The organism is Streptococcus infantis SPAR10, assembly GCF_000279535.1.
GTDB lineage: Bacteria > Bacillota > Bacilli > Lactobacillales > Streptococcaceae > Streptococcus > Streptococcus infantis_I.
Genome location: NZ_ALCH01000004.1, coordinates 444,604 through 468,397 on the forward strand (window position 1 = coordinate 444,604; position 23,794 = coordinate 468,397).

The 23,794-nt window shown below is 37.3% G+C and carries 8 protein-coding genes; 7 read left to right on the top strand and 1 reads right to left on the bottom strand.

Annotated features, from left to right (window positions below; genetic code table 11):
- Nucleotides 1-186: 186 nt before the first annotated feature.
- Nucleotides 187-7,170 carry an SspB-related isopeptide-forming adhesin gene (locus SPAR10_RS07415; RefSeq protein ID WP_004252517.1) on the top strand — a complete coding sequence of 2,328 codons (6,984 nt, stop codon included), beginning with the start codon at nt 187-189 and terminating at the stop codon, nt 7,168-7,170.
- A 147-nt stretch (nt 7,171-7,317) separates the two neighbouring features.
- On the opposite strand, the gene SPAR10_RS07420 is transcribed toward SPAR10_RS07415, so the two are convergent.
- The gene (locus SPAR10_RS07420) at nt 7,318-11,262 is read right to left on the bottom strand and encodes a glycoside hydrolase family 66 protein (protein ID WP_004252519.1); all 3,945 of its coding nucleotides are present in this window, start codon (nt 11,260-11,262) and stop codon (nt 7,318-7,320) included.
- Nucleotides 11,263-11,512: 250 nt separating this feature from the next.
- On the opposite strand from SPAR10_RS07420, the gene SPAR10_RS07425 reads away from it, so the two are divergent.
- The 6 genes from SPAR10_RS07425 (at nt 11,513) to SPAR10_RS07450 (ending at nt 23,685) form a co-directional block, all read left to right on the top strand.
- Nucleotides 11,513-14,242, top strand: a complete 2,730-nt coding sequence (locus SPAR10_RS07425; RefSeq protein WP_004252521.1) for a GbpC/Spa domain-containing protein — start codon at nt 11,513-11,515, stop codon at nt 14,240-14,242.
- Between the two features lie 150 nt (nt 14,243-14,392).
- Nucleotides 14,393-15,100, top strand: coding sequence for a glucosamine-6-phosphate deaminase (locus tag SPAR10_RS07430; RefSeq protein ID WP_004252523.1), 708 nt, complete (start codon nt 14,393-14,395; stop codon nt 15,098-15,100).
- A 278-nt stretch (nt 15,101-15,378) separates the two neighbouring features.
- On the top strand, nt 15,379-19,122 hold the full coding sequence (locus SPAR10_RS10840) for a Spy0128 family protein (protein WP_004252524.1): 3,744 nt from the start codon (nt 15,379-15,381) through the stop codon (nt 19,120-19,122).
- Between the two features lie 269 nt (nt 19,123-19,391).
- Nucleotides 19,392-21,221: an Ig-like domain-containing protein gene (locus SPAR10_RS07440; RefSeq protein WP_004252526.1), complete on the top strand. Its 1,830-nt coding sequence runs from the start codon at nt 19,392-19,394 to the stop codon at nt 21,219-21,221.
- Nucleotides 21,222-21,450: 229 nt separating this feature from the next.
- Nucleotides 21,451-21,627 (top strand): 30S ribosomal protein S21, encoded by a 177-nt coding sequence (rpsU, locus tag SPAR10_RS07445; RefSeq protein WP_000048054.1) that lies wholly within the window; start codon nt 21,451-21,453, stop codon nt 21,625-21,627.
- Nucleotides 21,628-21,852: 225 nt separating this feature from the next.
- Nucleotides 21,853-23,685 (top strand): LPXTG cell wall anchor domain-containing protein, encoded by a 1,833-nt coding sequence (locus SPAR10_RS07450; RefSeq protein ID WP_025170556.1) that lies wholly within the window; start codon nt 21,853-21,855, stop codon nt 23,683-23,685.
- Nucleotides 23,686-23,794 lie beyond the last annotated feature (109 nt).

Here is a 23,794-nt window from a genome sequence, read left to right on the forward strand (position 1 = left end):
GGGTGTTAAAATGGCCTAAAATATAATAAAGTAAACGATTTCAGGAGCACATAATTATTTGAAGTTAGGTCAGACTTATGGTATGATATAAGGGCTAAAGTTAGAGAAAAATATTGTATTCTAGATTCAAATATAGTATAATTCTTCTGCTGATAGTAAAATAATTTAAAAGGAGAACTTATCAAAATGATAAGAAAGGAACAACAACGTTTTTCTTTGAGGAAATATAAGGTAGGTGTTGCATCCGTATTTTTGGGAACAACTCTTAGTTTTATGTTAGCAAATGGAGGTGCGGTAAAAGCTTCTGAACTTCCTACACAACCAAGTTCTGAAGAAAAAACAGAGTTGGTGAAAAAGGAAAGTAGCGAGGATTCCTCTAAAAAGGAACAGAATATTGTAGAAAATGTTGCAACAACTGAGCTTGTTGAGACAAATAAGCTTGAAGAAGTAAAAGCAGCTTCTGAAGTTAAAACAGAAGAAGCTAAATCTGAACCAGTGTCTTCAGAAAAAGCAGAAGAAGTAAAACCTGCTTCAACTGAGACTGAGGTTGCTAATAAGGAAACTGCTAAGCCGGTTGAAAAAGCAGAAGAAGCAAAACCAGCAGCAACTGAAGTAAAACCAGCTACAGACGAATCAAACAAACCAAGAGTACGTAATCGTCGTGCTACAACGGAAGATGCAGTTACTGGAGATCACAACACTAAACCAGTAAGTGTTAGTACATATCTAAAAGATGGTGAAACAGTTGATCCAACTATACAAAATCCAAATGGAGCTACGGTTGGGTCTCAAACTGTACCAGCTGGATATGCAAGAAAAGAAGGTGATTACTATACATATAGTATCGTAGACCTTACTCGCTTCAACGAACGTTACAACACAAAATATTACTCTCGTGCTTATAAGAGATTTGATGATTCTACAGATACAGTTGTTGAATTGATTGATAAAACGACTGGTAATGTAGTAGAAACTAGAACGATTACTGCATCAAGTGGTATTCAAAAATTTACAACTACTGCGACTGCATCGAGGGGAGAGTTAACTTATCAAGTAGATTATGATAAAGGGACACCTGCTAGTAAAGCTGAACCAGCTCAACCATTCCTGCAATACGGTTATGAAGTTGGCGCAAGTATCCAAGCTTTAGTCGCTTCTGGTCACAACCTTACTCCAGATGAGCAAAAATTATACGATGCTGTATATGCTGCTCGTACATCAACAGACATTATTAACGTTGTAGAACCAGCTTATAATGGTCGTACAATTACGGATACTAATAGTAAGATCCCACGTTTTGTTAATAAAACAACTTACTATCGAGTAGTTGACAAAAACAATGCGACATTTAACGCCAATAAAACAGATAAAACTGTTCAAGACTACGTTCCAAATGGCAATGAAGAAGATTTGGCTAGATATACCACTAAAGCCATGGAAGGACAAAACTTCACAGCATCTGGTGAGCGTCAATTTGACGGCTACAAATTGTATCAAACGGCAGATCCAGATTCAACATCTGGTTATGTAAGCCGCCCTTATACTGTTGGTACCAAATTCATGGACGCTGAGCGTGCAGGAATTAAACGGATTAAAGAAATTGTAGACGAAGACGGATCAGTAGTCGTTCGTGTTTATCTTCTAGATCCAAAACAACAAAGCAAACGTTCTGACGGTAGCTTGAGCACTGATGGCTACATGTTGCTAGCAGAAACGAAACCGATTAAACCTGGTGATTATAACAAACAAGAATTGAATGTTAAGAAATCACCTCTTAACACCATTCCTTTCACAGATAGTAAAGGTGTAAACTATGCAAATGGTAAGGAAATTCCATTTGACTTCCAAAAAGCTGCAGGATATACACCGTATAAGACTGTCTTTGTTCCATTCTTGGGAGATAACATTGGTCACCTTTCTCCTAATGAACAATTGGTTCGTGGAGTAAATGGTATCGGTACAAACGTTGACTTGCTCAACTCATTGACACCGTACAAACAACCTATTTACTATTACGTGAAACAAGAACCAGCTGAAGTAATTCCTGAAGTTGAAAAACAATTGGACGGACGTGTCTTGACAGACGGCGAGTTTACTTTCAAATTAACAGAAGAGAAAAGTACTCCTGATAAGCACGAAGAGACTGTTACCAACAAGGATGGAAAAGCTACATTCAGCAAACTTACCTTTAACAAAGCTGGTACTTATAAATACAAGATCACTGAACAAAAGGGTTCTGATACAGACGTTGATTACGACGCAATGACTGTTACCATGACCGTTACTGTAACTGAGAATTCTAAAGGTGACCTAGGAGCTACAGTTAAATACAGTGCTGAAGGTGGATTCAAATCAAGTGATGATGATAAAATCTTCAACAACTATGTTGTAGCACCAGTAAAAGTTAAATTTGACTTCACGAAAAAATTGGCTGGACGCGATCTTAAAGATGGAGAATTCAACTTCGTTCTTAAAAATTCTGATGGTCAAGAAGTTGAGACTGTAGCCAACAAAAAGGATGGAACTGTAACATTCACAGAAATAGCGTTTGACAACTCTAAAGTTGGCACACATACCTATACTGTAGAAGAAGTTGTACCTGCAGCTAAAGAAGCTGGAATGGTTTACGATTCTATGAAGGCTACGATTACTGTAGAAGTTTCTAAAAAAGGTCACACATTAACAACAGTAACTAACGTAGTTTCTGCTGGCGGTGTGGACGATAATGGAGCATCAACTGATGGTAGTGAAGATAAAGTATTCAACAACAAGATTACTCCTCCAGAAACGCCTGTATTCCAACCAGAAAAATTTGTACTTAACAAAGAAAAGTATGACATCACTGGTACTAAATTAGTCGATGATGACAACGAATTGACTAATGAGTATACAGAAACCAATGCTGATCCGTACGCTGATAAAACTACTAATAACGAAGCAGAAAACATCAATACTAAGACAGTTGAACGTGGCGATAAATTAGTTTACCAAGTATGGTTAGATACTAGAAACTTCTCAGATAAGAACAATATCCAATCTGTTGGTATTTCTGATACATATGATGCTGAAAAAGTAACAGTTAACGCTGCTGACATCAAAGCTTATGACAGTGTAACTGGCCAAGATGTAACTGATAAGTTTGACATTAAGGTTGAAAATGCTGTAATCACAGCAACTTCCAAGTCTTCTATGAACAAGTCTTTAGGTGATGCGGATAATACTCAAGTTATCGACACAACTAAATTCGAGTTTGGTCGCTACTATAAATTCGATATCCCAGCCACTGTTAAAGACACAGTTAAGGCAGGAGCTGATATTGAAAATAAAGCCAACCAAATCGTTCATGTTTACAACCCAGTAAGTAAATCTGTAGAAACACCTGAAAAACCAACTCAAAAACGTGTGAATAGTGTACCAATTACTGCAGAATTCAACTTCACAAAACGTTTGGAAGGTCGTGAGCTTAAAACTGGCGAATTTACATTTGAGTTGAAAGACAGCGACGATGTTGTGATTGCGACTGCAACCAACGATGCAGATGGTAAGATTAAATTCTCTCCAGTAGAGTACACAAATAAAGCTGGTGAAAAAGTCACTGCCCTTAAATACAAGAAGGGTCAAGAAGGTACTTATACTTACTCTGTAACAGAGGTGAAAGGTACAGACGCAACTGTCACTTACGATACTATGAAGGCAGAAGTAACTGTAACAGTATCACACGATGGAACAGCAAAAGCATTGATTGCTAACGTAACTGAACCAACTGACAAAGAGTTCAACAATACAGTAACTCCTCCAACAGAACCTAAGTTCCAACCAGAGAAGTATGTATTGAATGAAGCAAAATACTCAATCACTGATAACAAACTTCTTGATGATGATTCTGAGTTGACTGATAAATATGGTGAAACAAATACTGATCCATATGTTGATGGAACTTCAAACAACGAAGCAGCAAACATCAATACCAAGACTGTTAACCGCGGAGATAAGATCTACTATCAAGTATGGTTGGATACAACTAAATTCTCAGCAACTAACAAAGAAAACGTTCAATCAGTAGGAATCACTGATGACTTCGATGAAACGAAGGTTGATGTCGTTGCTTCTAAAATTAAAGCTTACGATTCAGTAACTGGTGACGATGTAACAAACAAATTCGACATCAAGGTTGAAAATGGTGTGATGACTGCAACTCTTAAATCTGGCTTCACGAAGTCATTGGGTGATGCAGAAAAAACTCAAATCATTGACACAACAAAATTTGCATTTGAACGTTACTACAAATTTGATATCCCAGCAACTGTTAAAGCAGACGTTGCAGGTGGAGTAGACATCGAAAATACTGCGGCTCAAGTAGTGAACTACTACAACCCATCTACGAAGAAAGTTGAAAAACCAAGCAAACCAACTGAAAAACGTGTAAACTCAGTACCAATCTCTATTGAATTCAACTTCACTAAACGTCTAGAAGGACGTGAATTGAAAGAGAACGAATTCAGCTTTGTATTGAAAGATTCAAATGGTAAAGAAGTTGAAACTGTAACCAACGACAAAGATGGTAATGTGAAATTCTCAGCTCTTACATTCAAGAAGGGTCAAGAAGGCGTACACAACTACACTGTTGAAGAGGTTGCAGGTACAGATGCTACTGTGACATACGACACAATGAAAGCAACTGTAACCATCACAGTTAAACATGACGGAACAGCTAAAGCTTTAGTAGCTAAACTTGGCGATATCGCTGATAAAGAGTTTAACAACGTGGTAACACCACCAACTGAACCTAAGTTCCAACCAGAGAAATACGTTGTAACTGAAGAGAAATACTCAATTACTGACAACAAGCTTCTCGATGATGATTCTGAGTTGGCAGACAAGTACGGAGATACCAATAAAGATCCATACGCAGATAAGACTGACAACAACGAAGCAGAAAACTTGAATACTAAGACTGTGAAACCTGGTGCGAAATTGGTTTACCAAGTATGGCTTGATACAACTAAATTCGACGCTAACAACAAGGATAACATCCAATCAGTAAGTATTTCTGATGACTTCGATGAAACGAAGGTTAATGTAGACTCTTCAGCTATCAAGGCTTACGATTCAGTAACTGGTTCGGATGTGACTGACAAGTTCGACATCACAGTTGAAGCTGGTGTTATGACCGCAACGCTTAAAGCTGGTTTCACGAAGTCACTTGGAGACGCAGACAATACACAAATCATCGACACAACTAAATTCGAGTTTGGTCGCTACTATAAATTCGATATCCCAGCCACTGTTAAAACAGACGTTAAAGGTGGAGTAGACATCGAAAATACAGCAGCGCAAATTGTAAACTACTACAACCCATCTACGAAGAAAGTTGAAAAACCAGAAAAACCAACTGAAAAACGTGTCAACTCAGTTCCAATTGAAGTCGAATTCAACTTCACTAAGAAATTGGAAGGCCGTGAATTGAAAGCTGGTGAGTTCAGCTTCGTATTGAAAGACTCTAAAGGTACTGAAATCGAAACGGTTCAGAACGATAAAGATGGCAAGGTGAAATTCGCTAAACTTGAATTCACTAAAGCCCAAGTTGGAACTCATAAGTACACTGTAGAAGAAGTTAAAGGATCTGATGCGACAGTCACTTACGACTCTATGAAGGCTGAAATCACAGTAGAAGTTAAATACGATGGTACAGCTAAAGCACTTGTGAAGACACTAACTGATGCTCCAGATAAAGAGTTCAATAACACTGTGACTCCTCCAGAAACTCCTGAGTTTAACCCAGAAAAATATATTCTTAAAGAAGAGAAATTTGACATTACTGGAACTAAACTTCTGGATGATGATAAAGAGTTAACTGATAAAGTAGCTGATACCAACAAAGATCCATATGCGGACAAAGTTGATAATAATGAAGCGCAAAATATCAATACTCAAACACTCCATAAAGGTGATAAGGTTGTTTACCAAGTATGGCTTGATACAACTAAATTTACAGAAGCTCACAATATTCAATCTGTTGGAATTACAGATAAATATGACAGTGAAAACTTGGATGTTAATGTAGCTAATATTAAAGCTTACGATTCAGTAACTGGTGAAGATGTAACAGCTAAGTTTGATATTTCAATTGTGGATGGTGTCATTACTGCTACATCTAAGGCTGACTTGACTATGTCTCTTGGAGATGCAGAAAATACTCAAGTAATCGACACTGCTAAATTAGCATTTGGACGTTACTACAAGTTTGATATTCTTGCACGTATCAAGGAAACTGCTAAGGAAGGTGTAGATATTGAAAATACAGCTTCTCAAATTGTTCACCAATATGATCCAACTAAGAAATCAGTTGAAAAACCAGAAAAACCAACTGAAAAACGTGTTGTTAATATCCCAGTAAAAGTTGAATTCAACTTCACAAAGAAATTGGAAGGTCGTGCGTTGAAAGCTGGAGAATTCAGCTTCGTATTGAAAGACAAAGATGGCAACGTAATTGAAACTGTAAGCAACGATGCAGAAGGTAAGATTAAGTTCTCAGCTCTTGAGTTCAAACGTGGTCAAGAAGGCACTCATATCTATCATGTAGAAGAAGTGAAAGGTACAGAGGCTGGAGTTGAGTATGACAATATGGTAGTGACTGTTGGAGTTACTGTAACTAAGGATGGTAAAGTGTTGACCCTTACTTCACAAATGCCTGAAGATACTGAGTTTAACAACAAGGTAACACCACCAACACCACCAACACCACCAACACCACCAACACCACCAACACCACCAACACCACCAACACCACCAACACCACCAACACCACCAACACCACCAACACCACCAACACCACCAACACCACCAACACCACCAACACCACCAACACCACCAACACCACCAACACCACCAACACCACCAACACCACCAACACCACCAACACCGCCAACGCCGCCAACGCCGCCAACGCCGCCAACACCGCCAACACCGCCAACGCCGCCAACACCGCCAACACCGCCAACACCACCAACGCCGCCAACGCCGGTAGCACCACCAACTCCGGAAAAACCTAAAGGTCGTGAGTTGCCAAATACTGGTGAGCAATCTAAAGTTGGATTAGTGGCTCTAGGTGCAGCACTTGGTCTAGTAGGTCTTGGTTTAATTGCAAAACCAAAAAGACGTGAAGACTAAGATTGAGATAAGATCAATATTTTGGTATTGAAATAGCAATTTTAGCTCTAAAATGAAGAGGCTTTGCTCGTAAGAGCAAGGCCTCTTTGTTATTTTCTTAAAAAAACCCCGAGGACTTATTCCTTGGGTTTTTAAAATTATAGTAGTTTAATCTTGTTTCTTTTTATAACCGACAAGACCTGCAAATCCAGTGAGAAAAGCAAATCCAAGATATGCTAATTGGGAATTTTGCTCTCCTGTTGCAGGTAGCTGACTACCAGGTTTAATCAAAGTTCTTTCTGATTGTATTGACTCTTTTTGGCGTTCAGAACCTTGAACTTGAACTTGAGTTTGAGGTTGAACTTGAGTTTGAGTTTGAGGTTGAGGTTTAGGCTGAGGTTGAGGTTTAGGCTGAGGTTGAGGTTGAGGTTGAGGTTTAGGCTGAGGTTGAGGTTGAGGTTGAGGTTTAGGCTGAGGTTGAGGTTGAGGAGTTGGTAATTCTTTGACTTTGTATTCAAAAATCAGATCTGTAGTTCCTACTCCGACTTGGCCTGATTGTTGTGCACTGCTAATACGTTCGTATGTTTGACCATTATAAGAAATTTCGTCCGGTGCAACAGCAATGTAGGCAGAACCGTTATCTGCATTTGAAGCAATAACGATAGCTGGTTGCAATTCAGTTGTGGTGTTTTGAAGGACAAATCGTGCTATTACATTTCCTAAAGCAAGTTTGTAGTCATAAATTACTGTTTTATTTCCCTTAGATACTGTTCCTGAAACATCAGCAGAACCCTCACGATGACCAACTAAATTATAGACTAGACCGTCTTTTGTAATTACTTTTGGTGCATCTGTAGTATAGTTCGTACCAAAGTCTGCGTTTTCAGAAACTGTTTGAGAGTCTTGTAATTCGGTATCACTGCCTATAATGAGGAATTGTACCGTCACTGATCCTTGAGAAATTGTATAAGTAATTACTGTATCATTAGTAGCAGAAGTTGCAGTAGGAAGAAGGTATCCCTTTGTTTCATCAAGTGGATCTACAAAGGTTAAGATTTTTCCAGTTGCATCTTTTGGTTCTAACCCTTCAATATATGGTAGAGTTGCAGTTGGCGCTGAAATAGCAGTTGGATTAGAAGGATCATTTAAATATGCAATCTCTTTAATAGCATTTGATGGTTCTTTTCCTGATGCATAACTAATTGTATAAACACCGACTGGTCGGTAGACAACAATATCAGAAATGTCATCAGATTCAGCTAGGATTCCAGTATGACCTCCAGATTTATTAAGATCAGGAGAGATTGTTGCATTTGATTCTTTAGATACGACAACATATCCATTTTTGACTGGATTTTCATAATCTGCGAAAGTAGTACCGTCTTTAGACACCCAATCTTCAAGTGTTGTTTCTCCAGTTACCAAATTGATAGTTCCTTTTCGGCTAAAGTTTAAACTATCTGTTTTTGAAACGATGTCAGCTTCTTGACGATTGTTACCATTCTTATCTTCAGTAACATAGGTGATAGTACGAGTTACTTTTTCTGATAAATGATTGAGATCACTAATAGATTTTCCATTTGGAGCTTTAGGAGTTGGATAGAGGCTACCATCGGTATCTCCTGGAACAACTTGGCCAACTTGAATTGGTTGTGTCTCAGAAAAATCTACAATTTTTGGTGTAAAGCGAACGATGAATTCCTGGATGCCATCACCATTAATGTTTGAAGCATCTCGGTCAAATTTTGCTGGTCCATTTTTATCAAATTCGTTCTCAACTAGTTTATAACCTTGTTTTAGGTATTTAGCAATCGTATCTTTTGTTGAGTAGTCAATCTTTTCATCAGTATGTCCAACAAAGTCGCTTGAACGTTCCAGTTCTTTACCAGTTTCATCTTGATAAAGAACACGGGCAACTTCATTAAGTTTGACATAGAGCATATCCCATACATCTAGGTTAGGAACATCAATTGCAGCCATCCATTGACCGGCCCCGCTGTCATAATATACATTGGCAGTAGTTTCACGAAGTTGAATATTATATTTTCCTTCTACAGCATCTGGGGTAGCCCAATAGATATTCGCATGTTCGGCCTGATCTTTTGAAATTCTACCGAGTGGTACAAAAGCTTGGATGTTACTCAGTTTCGTAGTGGAATTAACAGCACTATTCCATTTGTTTTCATTAATTCCAACTAAATTAATCAAATGAGCAATTCGGTCACCAGTTTTAGTTTCTTTTGTGATGGTATAAACGGTACCTGGTTGAACACCGTCTGAATTATCAAGATTAGAGCCGATAAAGTTACCATCTACAAGAACATTTGTATTGTCTCCAATACGGCGAGTATCATGTGCTAAAGTTTCGCGTCCACGAAGGAGTTCTTGGTAGGCAACGATAAATTCTTGGTAGTTGAATTCTGCATTAGCAAAATCAGCATTGACTGGTAAGTTTTGATTGAGGTACCATTCAGCCTGAATAACACCAAAACCTTTTTCATCTTGAGATGTATTGAGAGCAGCAGTGGTCATATGATAACCACCACTTGCTGCAATAATTGCATCTGTTAGCAATTCATTATCTTTACTGAGTTTTGTTGCATTTTTTTCACGGTGTGTATAAGCAGCGATAATTGGAGATTTTCCGTTGTATAAATCTCGCATACGCTCAGTCAAGCGTGTTAAGGCTTGGTAGGTAGAATCATGGGCGATGCTATCTCCCCAAACTTCCGCGTATGGTGCAGAGACATTTGTTTTTCCTAATCGATCAGCATCTCCAGTAGAGATATCGTTGATCATGAAGTCATAGCCTTCTTTTTTGAGGGCCTCTGTTGCAGCTGCAGCTAGTTTTGGATAGTTATCACTTAAGGAGAAAGCTTTTCCAGGTTCGTTTACTTTTTCAACCAAGTTGGTCCCCATAGTGTCTCCTTGCCAACCATCGAAGCCACCTTCTTTCATGGCTTTTAACATCACATTGATGATAAAGTTTTGCCAGTTTGGATCTCCTGGATCTAGAAATTGTTGGATGTCAGTCGCTGTAACATCACCAGTCTTTCCAAAGTTGAAATGATCTTGTAAGTTGCGTACGATGGCACTTTTTACTTGGTCTGGGATTTTTTCATCAAGAGACACAGCGTAAATCATATTATAAAGCATAGCTTTAGCGCCAGTTGAATGGACATGAGAAACCAACTCTTTTACAGCTTCTGTGTCAATAACCGGTAAGTATGTTTTACGTTTTTCGGGATCTGTTTCATCTTTCGGAATCAAGAAAGTAGCCCAATCTTGAGTGAATCGTTCAACATTAGCTGGGAATGGATTACCAGGAGTATTGTAAACGTCGTAGAAGAAGTAGTTATTGACGTGCATGTTGGCCAATTGGTCAATACTATTTTTATATCCTTCCACTTGATCTTTTGTGATTGAATTGTGATTGTCTTTTGAACCTGCAACAACACCATAACGTGGATATACAGTCCAATCATCTTCGACTGATAGACCAGCTACTTTGTGAAGTTCTTGTTTTCCATCAGCATTCTTTCCGATGATGTCAATGAGATAACCAGAATTTGGAGAGAAAACAGAGTTTGGAATGACAAGTGAATTTCCTGGAGCATTTTTCAACTCATAAATAACTTTGTCTAAATGAGACACTGTCAAATCAGACGAAGTTACGTTAGGATTGTTGATTGAGATGCTAACATCCTCACCACTTTTATATGCAGCTTTGTTAAATGTTACATCATTTTGGATTTTTGGTGTGTTATAAGTGCTTGTTGTAGATGAAGTACTAGCCGTTGTGGGTTCAGTTGTACTTGAAGTTTGAGGCAAAGTTGATGTCTCTTCACTTGAAGAAGTCTTTGGAGTTTCCTCACTAGTTGTTGTAGTAGGTTGCTCACTAGTGGTCTCAGTACTAGTGGCTGGTTGACTTGATGTAGTTACGTTTGTAGTTGAAGTTGAAGTTGTAGTTGAAGTTGAAGCAACTTCATCTGCCATAGCAACAGAACTTAACATTAAAGAACCAAAGACCGTAATCATAGATACAAGTACTTTATTCCGCTTACGGAAATAGCCGTGACCTTTTTCTTGAGAAAAGTTATTTGAAGATTTCATTATATCCCCCAATCATTAAATTTTGTTAGTTGAAATTATACGACATATCATAGGAAAATGTCAACAAAAACGTAAATTTTTGAAATCAAAATGAAAAACTCCTGAAAACAAAGTGAAAAAAGTTTGAAAAAAACATATAAAAATACTTGACTTTTTAAATTATTTTTGTTACGATTTTTCTGACTTCGAAGAACAAAAATTCTTTTTGCTTGAGAAGCATATATAAAAAACATTTAAAAAGGAGTTTGTCATGTCATCGTTAAAGAATAATAAAACGATTAAGTATGCCTTGAGAAAAACATCGATTGCTTTTGGTTCTGTTGCGGTTGCAACAGTGATTGCTGCTGCAGGTATTGCGACTGTATCTGCCGATGAAACTTCATCAGTAACTACACCGGTTACTTCAACTACAACAGTAGCTGGAGAAGAAACAAAAGAAGTTGCGGTTCCAGAGAAGTTGGAAGAAGCTAAAACTGCTGCCACAAATGAAGGTCTTGAAGTTAAAGAAACTGAGACTAAAAAGCAAGATTCTGAGGAAGCTGCTGCTAAAGATTACGAAAAACAAGTTACTGATATTAATAAAACTGTAGCTGATTATAAAGCTGAAGTTGCAGCAAATCAAGAAGCTTACGAAAAAGAAAAAGCTGAAGTTGATGCTAAAAATGCTGCTACAAAAGCAAACTACGATAAAGAGCTTGAAGCTTACAACGAAAAACTTACTTCTTATAAAAAAGAATTGACTGAAAAATCAGCAGAAAAAACAGCAGTAGAAAAGAGTAATGAAGAAGCACGTGTTGCTTATGAAAAAGCTCTTGAAGAATATAACACAGCACTTGCAGCATACAATGCATCTGTAAAAGCAAATCAAGAAGCTACTGAAAGTAATAAATTAGCTCAAGCAGGATATGAAGCTAAATTAGCTGACTACAAGACTAAAAAAGCTGCTTATGATGAAGCACAAGCTGCTTACTTGATTGAGCTCGAAATTTACAACAAGAAAAAAGCACAATACGATGATGCTAAAGATGCCTTCAATAAGATGGTTGCAGAGCGTGGTGGAAATCCTGAGAAATACAAACAAGATTTGACATTCCTCTCTGAAGAACTTGCTGATGGCGAAACAACTAAAATCACACACCAAACAACTGGATTAACAACTTACTTGACAAAAGAAGGTCAATCTCGTATGTACGGTGATGGTAAAGCTACTAAAATGTATGAAACAAAGAATCTACAAGATTCTGATTTGACAACTACAAACCCATATGCTAATAATGAAATTGAGTGGGGAGTTGTAAAAGTCGGAGATAAATTTGATGTGACATACACAGGACTTACTCAAGCTAAAATTGTAAAAGGTAGCGAAGAAAAACGTATTGCAAAAGTTGTTTATAAATACGATGTGAAGAGCCTTCCATCATCAGATGGAAAAGGAATCGTTCAAATTTATAACGATCCAGCGGTTACAATGACAATTGGTAGCTCAACTGATACTGAAAACCCAGTTACAGTTGGTGTTGACATTGAGTTTTATGATGAAAATGACCAATTGATTGATTTGTCACAACACAATGCAATCCTTGCCCTTAACTCACTTAACCACTGGAATGGTGCATCTTATGTTGAAAATGACAAACCTCGTCCTCTAGTTGTTGAAGCTAAAGATAGCGAAGGCAATACAGTTCGTGGAACTTGGGATCCATATTCAGATGGAAGTGAACCAAAACTTGATGGTGCAGACGTTGTTGTGAAAAGCGGTAAGGCTGACTTCGGTAGTGCAGAAGTTGATATCAATGCTGATAATCCTTTGAAAATTGTTGCTCAAAAAGCAACATGGGTTGATGATGCCTTCAAAGTAACTGGAGAAACAGCAGTTGATGCTACAACAGTGAACGCATCTGGTGGCGGAAATGGTCACTCAGTTGGTACTGAAGATTACACATTCGGTGATAAATCAGACGTTATCGGTTCTTACACTGTAGACGCTACATCTGGTGTTTTGAGATACACACCAAAAATGAAGCACCAAGATACTCCTCACGTTGAGTCTGTAAACATTGGTGACAAAGAGTTTATTAAACTTCCAAATTCAAGTGTAGACCAAGATTCATCGACAAAAGAAGTATCTGCTAAAGAACAAAACCAATACATGGATCAAGGTGCTACATTTAATGCAGACTCTTCAAGTGAAACTAAGGGTTGGGATGATCCTAAGAGCCCTTACCTTTACTATGGTGGTGCTGCTGTTATTTTGAAAGATGGTCATCTTGAATTTACAGCAAAAGGTGCTAACGCAACAGGCGAAGCAACTCTCTATTGGTTCTCTATCAACTCAAATGTTGGCTTCCCTCAAGATCCAGGTGAAGAGCCAGTTAAACCAACAGAACCAACACCTCCAGTTAAACCTGAAAAACCAGAATTGACAGAAGTACCAACTGTTAAAGAAAAACCAGTTCCACCGACAGAACCAGAATATAAAACTGTACCTGTCTTACCAAGTGAACCGGTTAAACCAGAAGCACCTGAGTTGGTGAAGGATCCTGTTAAGAAAGAAACAGAAAAACCAGTTGTTGAATGGAATAAAAATGTTGTGCTTATCAAGGAAAATGAAAAACCACAACCTAAGCCAGAACCAAAACCAGAGCCTAAGCCAGAACCAAAACCAGAGCCTAAGCCAGAACCAAAACCAGAGCCTAAGCCAGAACCAAAACCAGAGCCTAAGCCAGAACCAAAACCAGAGCCTAAGCCAGAACCAAAACCAGAGCCTAAGCCAGAACCAAAACCAGAGCCTAAGCCAGAACCAAAACCAGAGCCTAAGCCAGAACCAAAACCAGAGCCTAAGCCAGAATCAAAACCAGAATCATCTAAGAAATCATTGCCAAATACTGGTTCAGTTGAACAATCATTCATGACTTATTCAGCACTTATTGGTTTAGCTACTGCCGGTTATGCTTTGTCAAGAAAGAAAAAAGAAGACTAATTCATTCTGACAGTTTAAAAAGAGAAGACTAGTTTAGTCTTCTTTTTTTACTTAACTTTATCCTATAAAACTTAAAATATTAAACCGTTTACACTTGACAAAAATTGGTCTATACCATATAATGAAATAAAGAAATATGGAGGAACAATTATGAAAGTTATTCAAGTAAAAAATCCTGAAGAAGGTGGAAAAGTAGCTTTTGAAATTTTAAAAGAAAAGCTAGCAAACGGTGCTCAAACATTAGGACTTGCGACAGGTAGCAGTCCACTTGAGTTTTATGGAGAAATCGTTAAGAGTGACCTTGATTTTTCAAATCTTACAAGTGTTAACTTGGACGAATATGTAGGACTTGATGGAGATAACCCACAATCTTATCGTTACTTTATGCAAGAAAATCTATTCAATAAAAAGCCATTCAAAGAAAGCTTTTTACCGCGTGGTGTAAAAGATAATGCAGAAGAAGAAGTAGAACGTTATAATCAAATTCTTGCAGATCATCCAGTAGATTTACAAATCTTGGGAATTGGTCGAAATGGTCACATTGGCTTTAATGAGCCAGGAACTCCATTTGATAGTCAAACCCACCTTGTAGATCTTGATCAGTCTACTATTGAAGCAAATGCTCGCTTCTTTGATAAGATTGAAGATGTACCAACACAAGCTATCTCAATGGGAATCAAAAATATTCTAGATGCAAAATCTATTCTTCTCTTTGCTTATGGTGAATCTAAGGCAGAAGCCATCGCTGGAACTGTTGAAGGTCCAGTTACTGAAAGTCTTCCAGCAAGTAGTTTGCAGAACCATCCAGATGTAACTATTATTGCGGATGCTGGAGCACTTAGCTTGTTGAAAAAATAGTTCTCGTATAAATGAAAACCATTCAAAAATTTTCGAATGGTTTTTGTAACTTTATGAAAATTAATATATATGAAAAAATAAAATTATAATAAAAACGTACATTATGATTCTAAAACTTATAATTGTAAAGAAATAAAATAATTATACTTGTAATTTATTAAAAATGAGGCTTCTGAGCCTCGATTTTATTGACTTTTAGATTATATTATAGTACTATGATGGTGAGTTAGTCAATAATTCAATATATTTAAAAAAATAGGGAAAGAAGGAAATATTTAATGGTGAAAAAGTCTAAGAAAAAGCCGTTATTAATATTTTTTGTATCAGTTCTGACCTTCTTGAGCGTATTGTTCTTATCGACCAATGTCGCTTATGCAGATGGAAAAGAGCTAACGGGTGTAGTAACTGATATAAGTGTCCTCAACATGTCGGATTCAAAATTGGAGCCGAATAGTGACGGTACTTATCAGATTATTACCAATCGTACAAATCAGTTCTTTGTTCAATTTGACCTCAAGCAATATGATGGAAAATTGACCAATGGCGATTACTTTGATGTAGATATTCCTACACCAGTAACCGTATATAACGGGACTACTGAATTGTACGATAAAGAAACAAAAGTTAATATCGGTACAGTAGTTGTTACTGCTAATGGTGATAACCAAGGTGGTAAGGCACGTGTTACTTTGAAGAACCTTGATGAGTTCCAAGCTAAAACAGGCGGGGATATCGTTAAAGGCGTAAAAGGAAATTATGCAATTACTTTCTTGTTCAAGAGTGACCAAACAGCAACACCACTAACTTTTGAAAACAAGGGTGTTAGTAAAACAATCACACATACCTTTACATCTAAGACAGTTGACAGCAAGCAAGAAGGTTTCGAAAACTATGCTAAGGTTGGTAACGATGTAGTAAGTAAAGAATGGACTTCAGAAAAGTTAGCAGCTATCGGTTCAGTTGGAAAAGGTGATATTTATTCTCCATGGAGAATCCGTGTCAATACAGGAAGACAAGACTATGGTAAAAACCTAGTTCTTAATGACTTCCTTCCAAATACAGCTGAGTTTTCTGCTATTCAATATATTCCAGAATCATTGGTAGTTTATTCTTCTGCAACATTGAACGATGGGACTTCTCAAGTCCCATCAGATGCTAAGAAGATGGTAGAAGGTACTGACTATACTGTAGCTTGGAATGAGAACTATACTCAGTTCAAACTTATCTTTGCAGATGGTTCTAAATCATACTGGGTAGAATACCATACAACAACACCAGGTGATGGTAGCAAAGTTCAAAACGTTATCCAGTTGACTACAGCAGATGGAACTGCACTTACTCAACGTAGTAATCGTGCAAAATTAGATTTCACGGTTGAACGTGTATCTCTTGTAAAAGGACAAATCGAAGCTTCTACAGCCTTCAAGATTAAGATCAACAAGACAAATGCCTTCACATTGGTTCCAGTTGCAGGCGCTGTTTATACAGTGAAGTCAGAAGACGGAACTATCTCTACAGAATTGACTACAAATGAAAAAGGTGAGGCAATCTCTGATGAGTTTGATCAAAAATATGTCGGTAAGACATTCATCATCAAAGAAAAAACAGCTCCTGCTGGATATAATCTTGATGAAACAGAATACAAGGTAGTTCTTGGAGCTGAAGGTTCTAAGATTAACCTTAAAGACGAACCAATCGCAGCTGATTTCTCAATTACTGCTAAGAAAGTAATTGCTGGAAATCGTCCAGTAGCCTTGAAAGATGGTGAGTTCAAGTTTGATTTGTACAATGCAAACAACTTGACTACTCCAATTGCTTCAACAACAAACAAAGCAGATGGAAGCATCACATTTGAAGGTTTGAAAGCTAAAGGTCCTGGTACCTACAACTATGTCATCAAAGAAAATACTGAAACTAAAGTTCCAGGAATCACATTTGATGAAAACTCATACGAAGTAACAGTGGTTGTTAAAGCTGAAGGTGGAACACTTAAAGCTGAGGTTACAACTCAAGCACCAACTTTAACAAACACATATGAGCCATCACCAGCTCGTGCGACATTCAAAGCAACTAAAGAATTGGTTGGTAAAGAACTTGCTAACGAACAATTTGAGTTTGAATTGAGCGAAGGTGGTCAAGTCATTGCAACGTCTTCAAATGGTAAGACAGTCAATGGTGTTGAAGCTGCAACAAATGAAGTAGTCTTCTCAGTTCTTTACACTGAAGCTGGAGAGCACGAATATGTCATTACAGAAAAAGCTGGTTCAGTAGCAGGAGTTACATACTCTAAAGAAAGCTATACAGTTCATGTTAAAGTTGTAGATAACGGTGAAGGTAAACTCGTAGCTACTGTTACAGAAGCAGATGAAGCTCGTAAGTTTACAAACACATATAAAGCAACTCCAGCAGAAGCTGTTATCAAAGCAACTAAAGAATTAGTTGGTAAAGAACTTGCTAAAGAACAATTTGAGTTTGAATTGAGCGAAGGCGGAAATGTCATCGCAACATCATCAAACGGTAAAGAAGTTGAGGGTGTTGAAGTTGCAACAAACGAAGTAGCCTTCAAACTTTCATACACTGAAGCAGGCGAGCACGAATACGTGTTGACAGAAAAAGCCGGATCAGTAGCAGGAGTTGAATACTCAACTGAAAGCCACATAATCCATGTCTCAGTAGCAGATAACGGTGAAGGCAAACTAGTTGCGACTGTTAAGGAAGCAGATTCAACTCGTAAGTTTACAAACAAATATAAAGTATCACCAACAGAAGCAGTTATCAAAGCAACTAAAGAATTAGTTGGTAAAGAACTTGCTAAAGAACAATTTGAGTTTGAATTGAGTGAAGGCGGAAATGTCATCGCAACATCATCAAATGGTAAAGAAGTTGAGGGTGTTGAAGTTGCAACAAACGAAGTAGCCTTCAAACTTTCATACACTGAAGCAGGCGAGCACGAGTACGTGTTGACAGAAAAAGCTGGTTCAGCAGCAGGAGTCACATACTCTAAAGAAAGCTACACAATCCATGTCTCAGTAGTAGATAATGGAGAAGGTAAACTAGTTGCTACTGTAACAGAAGAAGATTCAACTCGTAAGTTTACAAATACTTATAAAGTATCACCAACAGAAGCAGTTATCAAAGCAACTAAAGAATTAGTTGGTAAAGAACTTGCTAAAGAACAATTTGAGTTTGAATTGAGTGAAGGCGGAAACGTCATCGCAACATCATCAAATGGTAAACAAGTTGAGGGTGTTGAAGTTGCAACAAACGAAGTAGCCTTCAAACTTTCATACACTGAAGCAGGCGAGCACGAATACGTGTTGACAGAAAAAGCTGGTTCAGAAGAAGGAGTTACATACTCAACTGAAAGTTATACAATCCATGTCTTAGTAGTAGATAATGGCGAAGGTAAACTAGTTGCAACTGTTAAAGAAGCAGATTCAACTCGTAAGTTCACAAACACTTACACTACAACAACTGAAGCTCCAACAACAACTGAAGCTCCAACAACGACTGAAGCTCCAACAACGACTGAAGCTCCAACAACGACTGAAGCTCCAACAACGACTGAAGCTCCAACAACGACTGAAGCTCCAATAACGACTGAAGCTCCAACAACAACTGAAGCTCCAACAACGACTGAAGCTCCAACAACTGAGGCTCCAACAATAACTGAAGCTCCAACAACAACTGAAGCTCCAACAACAACTGAGGCTCCAACAACAACTGAAGCCCCAACACCAACTACAACAACTACGACAATCCCATATTACCCAGGAAACGGTGGTGGTAACGGCGGCACTACAACAACTACAACAACAACGACTAATGAAGAACCAGGTCGTCCTACTACAACACCAGAACCAAGTCGTTCAACTACGACTCCAGAACCAGCTCGTTCTACAACAACAGAAGACAAACCAGGTCTTCCATTTACTGGTGAAGCTACAAGCCTAGTACTTGTATTGGCTGGTGTGGTAATCATGTCAGGAACTGTAGTTATGAAACGTAAATTTTCTAAATAATATTAGATAAGTTTCTTTAGAGAGGAGAGAGCATTGCTCTCTCCTTTTTATTTACAAACAATGATTATCTATTTTAAATGAAAAGGTTGTAAGAAACGATTCTCAATAATAGATTTATATTATTATTAGATTTAAAAGACATATTTAATATCTAAAAGTAATCTTGATAATTTTTTTGGTTTATTTTAGTTATAAAAGTAGACATAGAATGTAAATATTGGTATACTGTACTAGTTTTAATAAACTAATAATTTAAAGGAGACATGAAAATGAATAAGAAAAAACTATCGTTTATCTTTTTCATTGTTTGTATATTAACTGTATTTGTTTCACTAAGCTTAACAAAAGCTGCTGCTGAAACATCGGCTACTACGTCTAATAGTAAGACTGTTGACACAATTACTTCACTCAATATTACGAATGAAAAAGGTGGTAATCTTGATAAAGATTTGCAGCAGTGGGTTACATTTAAGCTAAATGCAAATTATGACTTAACAGATAAAAATGTTAAAGCTGGCGATACAACTACAGTTGATTTATCAGATTTTCTATATATAGAATCCCAAAACTTTGAAATTCGTGATGAGAAAACAAATGAAATTATCGCAAATGCTCAGATTGATGAAACAAAAAAACATATCGTCTTAACCTATACTGATTATGTTGAAAAACACTCTGATACCAAAGGTTCTTTCTATGTTTATACTCGAGTAGATTTCCAAAAACACCCTGAAGAAGGAGAAATCCCTGTCGAGGTAACGATTAATGGGAAAGCACAAGTAGTTGGAAAAGTTAACTTCACCGGTGTTGGAGATGGAAACCCTGTGTTGTTTTCTAAAACAGGATGGGTAAGTAGTGAAGATCAAAAGACACTCTCTTATACCATTTCAATCAACCGTACTAAGGAAAGTCTTCAAGATGCTACAGTAGAAGACACATTGAAGTTTTCGAATGCATCTTATATTAAAGATAGTATTCGTATTATCAAAGGTAAATTTGACTATGTTAAAGGACTTTGGGAATTTACTGATAGAACAGATGTAACAGACCAACATACTGTTACAGTAAGTGAAGATGGACAATCATTTGTTGTACAACTTGGTGACATCACAGAGTCAGATCAATATCGAATTGAATATAAAGTTCAAGCCAATTATTCACCAGCAGACGGAGAAAAATTAAATAATGATGCTGTATTAAAAGGTAAAGGAAAGGCTGTTAAATATGTTGAGCAATCCACTGTCGTTCAAGTAGCAGGTGGTTCAGGGGTTGGTTACGTATTTACAATTAATATTCATAAAGTTGATGATGAAAATCAACCAGTAGCTGGTGTTAAGTTTAAAGTCGTACGACAAGCTAATAATCAAGTTATTGGAGAATACGTTACAGATGCTGAAGGAAAAATTACAGTAACTGGTCTTTTAAAAGATAAGTATATTCTCACAGAGGTTGAAGCTCCAAAAGGTTATGTTATGAAAGCTGCAGATACAGAAGTAAATGCAACAGATTTTGGAGCAGATAAGTCAGTTACCAAAACAATTGTCAATCCAAAAGAACAAACCACAACCACGACAGAGGCTCCAACCACGACAGAGGCTCCAACCACGACTGAAGCTCCAACCACAACAGAAGCTCCAACCACGACAGAGGCTCCAACCACGACAGAGGCTCCAACCACGACAGAGGCCCCAACCACGACAGAGGCTCCAACCACGACAGAGGCTCCAACCACGACAGAGGCTCCAACAACAACTGAAGCTCCAACAACAACTGAAGCTCCAACAACGACTGAAGCTCCAACCACGACTGAAGCTCCAACAACAACTGAAGCTCCAGCAACAACTGAAGCTCCAACAACAACTGAAGCTCCAACAACGACTGAAGCTCCAGCAACAACTGAAGCTCCAAAAACGACTGAAGCTCCAAAACCTGCAGATACAACAACGACTGAAGCTCCAAAACCTGCAGATACAACAACTACTACAGAAGAGCGACCAAGTCTGCCATTTACTGGTGAGTCTACAAGCCTAGTACTTGTATTAACTGGTGTGGTAATCATGTCAGGAACAGTTGTTATGAAACGTAAATTTACTAAATAATAATTTTTAGAAAATCTACACTATCTTAAAGAGAGCCGAAAGGCTCTCTTTTCAATTTAATGAGTGTATATAAATCTTCCTACTTAATAAATTATTTTTTATAAAAAAGTGATAATAGCAAGTTTGAAATTAATAGTGGAAATTCATGGAATAAAGCATTTTGGTCTTGACAAATTGCTCTTATCCATGTAAAATAGAATAGATCTTGAACTTGAAGGGAGTGAAAAAAATGTCTAAAACAGTAGTACGTAAGAATGAATCTCTTGACGATGCACTTCGTCGTTTCAAACGTGCGGTTACTAAAGCTGGTACTCTTCAAGAAACACGCAAACGTGAATTCTATGAAAAACCTTCTGTAAAACGTAAACGTAAATCAGAAGCAGCTCGTAAACGTAAAAAATTCTAATTTAAAATGAAAGGCTAGACTTGTCTAGTCTTTTTTGTATTCTTAAGACCCGAATAATTTTACATGTTTCAATGATTATTTATGAATTGGAAAAAGTTCAAACTTAATAGTAAAAAATCTTTTTATTTTAGTTATAAAATAAATTATATATTTTAGTTGAATTAAATAGACAAATATAGTAAAATCATATTAAAATGGTGTAATTTTACACGGAGGTAAATGGGGATGAAAAACCAGAAAAGGTTTGGAAAATTATTGATCACTTTGTTGTCTACTGGAGTGCTTTTGGCTGCACTTCAAAGTCAAGAAATTATTACTGCTGAAGAAGCAACGACAGCTGAGCAAATTTCTACAACAAGTGCTGAAGCAACAACTACTGCCGAAGCTGTAACAACTACAGAAACTCCTGCACGTGAAGCTAGAGAAGTAGCTGCAGAAGTGACTGGTACTATTAAAAATCATGACATTAAATATTATGAATACTATACAGATGTAGACCTTTCTTTTTCAATTACAGAAGATGATGTGAAAGAAGGCGACTATGTTACAGTTACATTAGAAAACGTTGCTATCTTAAATCAATTAAATGGTAAGGATGTCACTTACGAAGGTAAGACAATTGGTAAAATTTCAATTGTTTCGTTTGAAAACGTCAATAAAGCACGTCAAGGTTCTAACGACAAAGCTCAAATGGAACAAGCTCAATTAGAATCAACACGTGCTACACTAAAAGTTACATTTACGAAAGCTATTGAAGCTGAAAAACCAGATGTATTGAAACAAGTCAAGTTCCAAATTAAATCAGATAACGCTTATAATGGAGCTGTAATCGCAAATAAAGACTACACTTTAAACCAAGTGATTAAAGTGGGATCTTCTTCTGTGACAAGTACAGTAGATATTCCGAAAGTAGAACAATTTGCTACTGAGACAAATTCAATTAACTTTACACCTTCTGGAAATACAATTAAGTTCAATGCAGATGGCTCATATGAAACGTCTACACAATTCCAAGTTCGTGGAAGTGAAGGTATGAAAGTTGGTTCAACTGTTGAGTTAGAATTCAATGATGCTTCAGGTATCGAGTGGAAAACAAGTGGAGATGATGCAATTAAAGTGGGCGACACACACCAAGCTTACTTTATCTTACCTGTATACAGTTCATATGAAGTGAACGAATATGGAGCATATGTATTCCCAACAGGTGTAGCACCTAAGTTTAAAGTAACTTCAGTTTCAGCTAAGAAAATCACACTTGAAATGATTTCAGGAGATGTTCCAAAAGAATTAGGAGTATTCTTCGGTGTTGGTCAAAACCGTATTAATATCATCGATAAATCTAAGATTGATCTTGAAAAAATGCAATATGATGTTTCGAAAGTAGCTACGGCAACTATTGATGGGAAAAATTCAAAGGGTATCTATATTTACCGTATCATTAATGACTCTGCAGGTGCACAATTAGTTCTGGATACGCTTGTCACAGACTACAAAGATATCGATACAAAAGAAAATCTTAAACCACAGGATAAGGGTTGGAAAGATCCAGCTACTATTGATGGATATGAGTTTGTAAAAACAGAAAAAGACCGTGAAGGAAATCGTATCCACTGGTATAAAAAAGTTGAACAAACTATGACAACAACAACTAGTACTACGACTACAACTACCACGACAACAACAGAAGAGCCAACGACTACTTCAACAACGACAACAACAGAAGAGCCAACGACTACTTCAACAACGACAACAACAGAAGAGCCAACGACTACTTCAACAACGACAACAACAGAAGAGCCAACGACTACTTCAACAACTACAACAACAGAAAAATCAACTACCACTACTACAACAGTTGAGACAACTCCAGGTAAATCAAGTGAAGAAACTCCTTCAGGTAAAACAACTGAAGAAACAAGACCTGAAACTACGTCTACAACATCTGAATCTAAAAAGGAATTGCCAAATACTGGTTCTAAGGAATCATTGTTTGCAACAGGAGTAGCACTCTTGGTAGCTGGTCTTGGAGTCTTGGGCTTAAAGAAACAAGATAACTAAAGTACACTATCTATTATGAAATAATAGTCAGAAGGATTAGACAACAATTTGTTGTTTAATCCTTTTTTGTATCGTTCAAATATTATCAGATAAATTAATAGTGTAAACA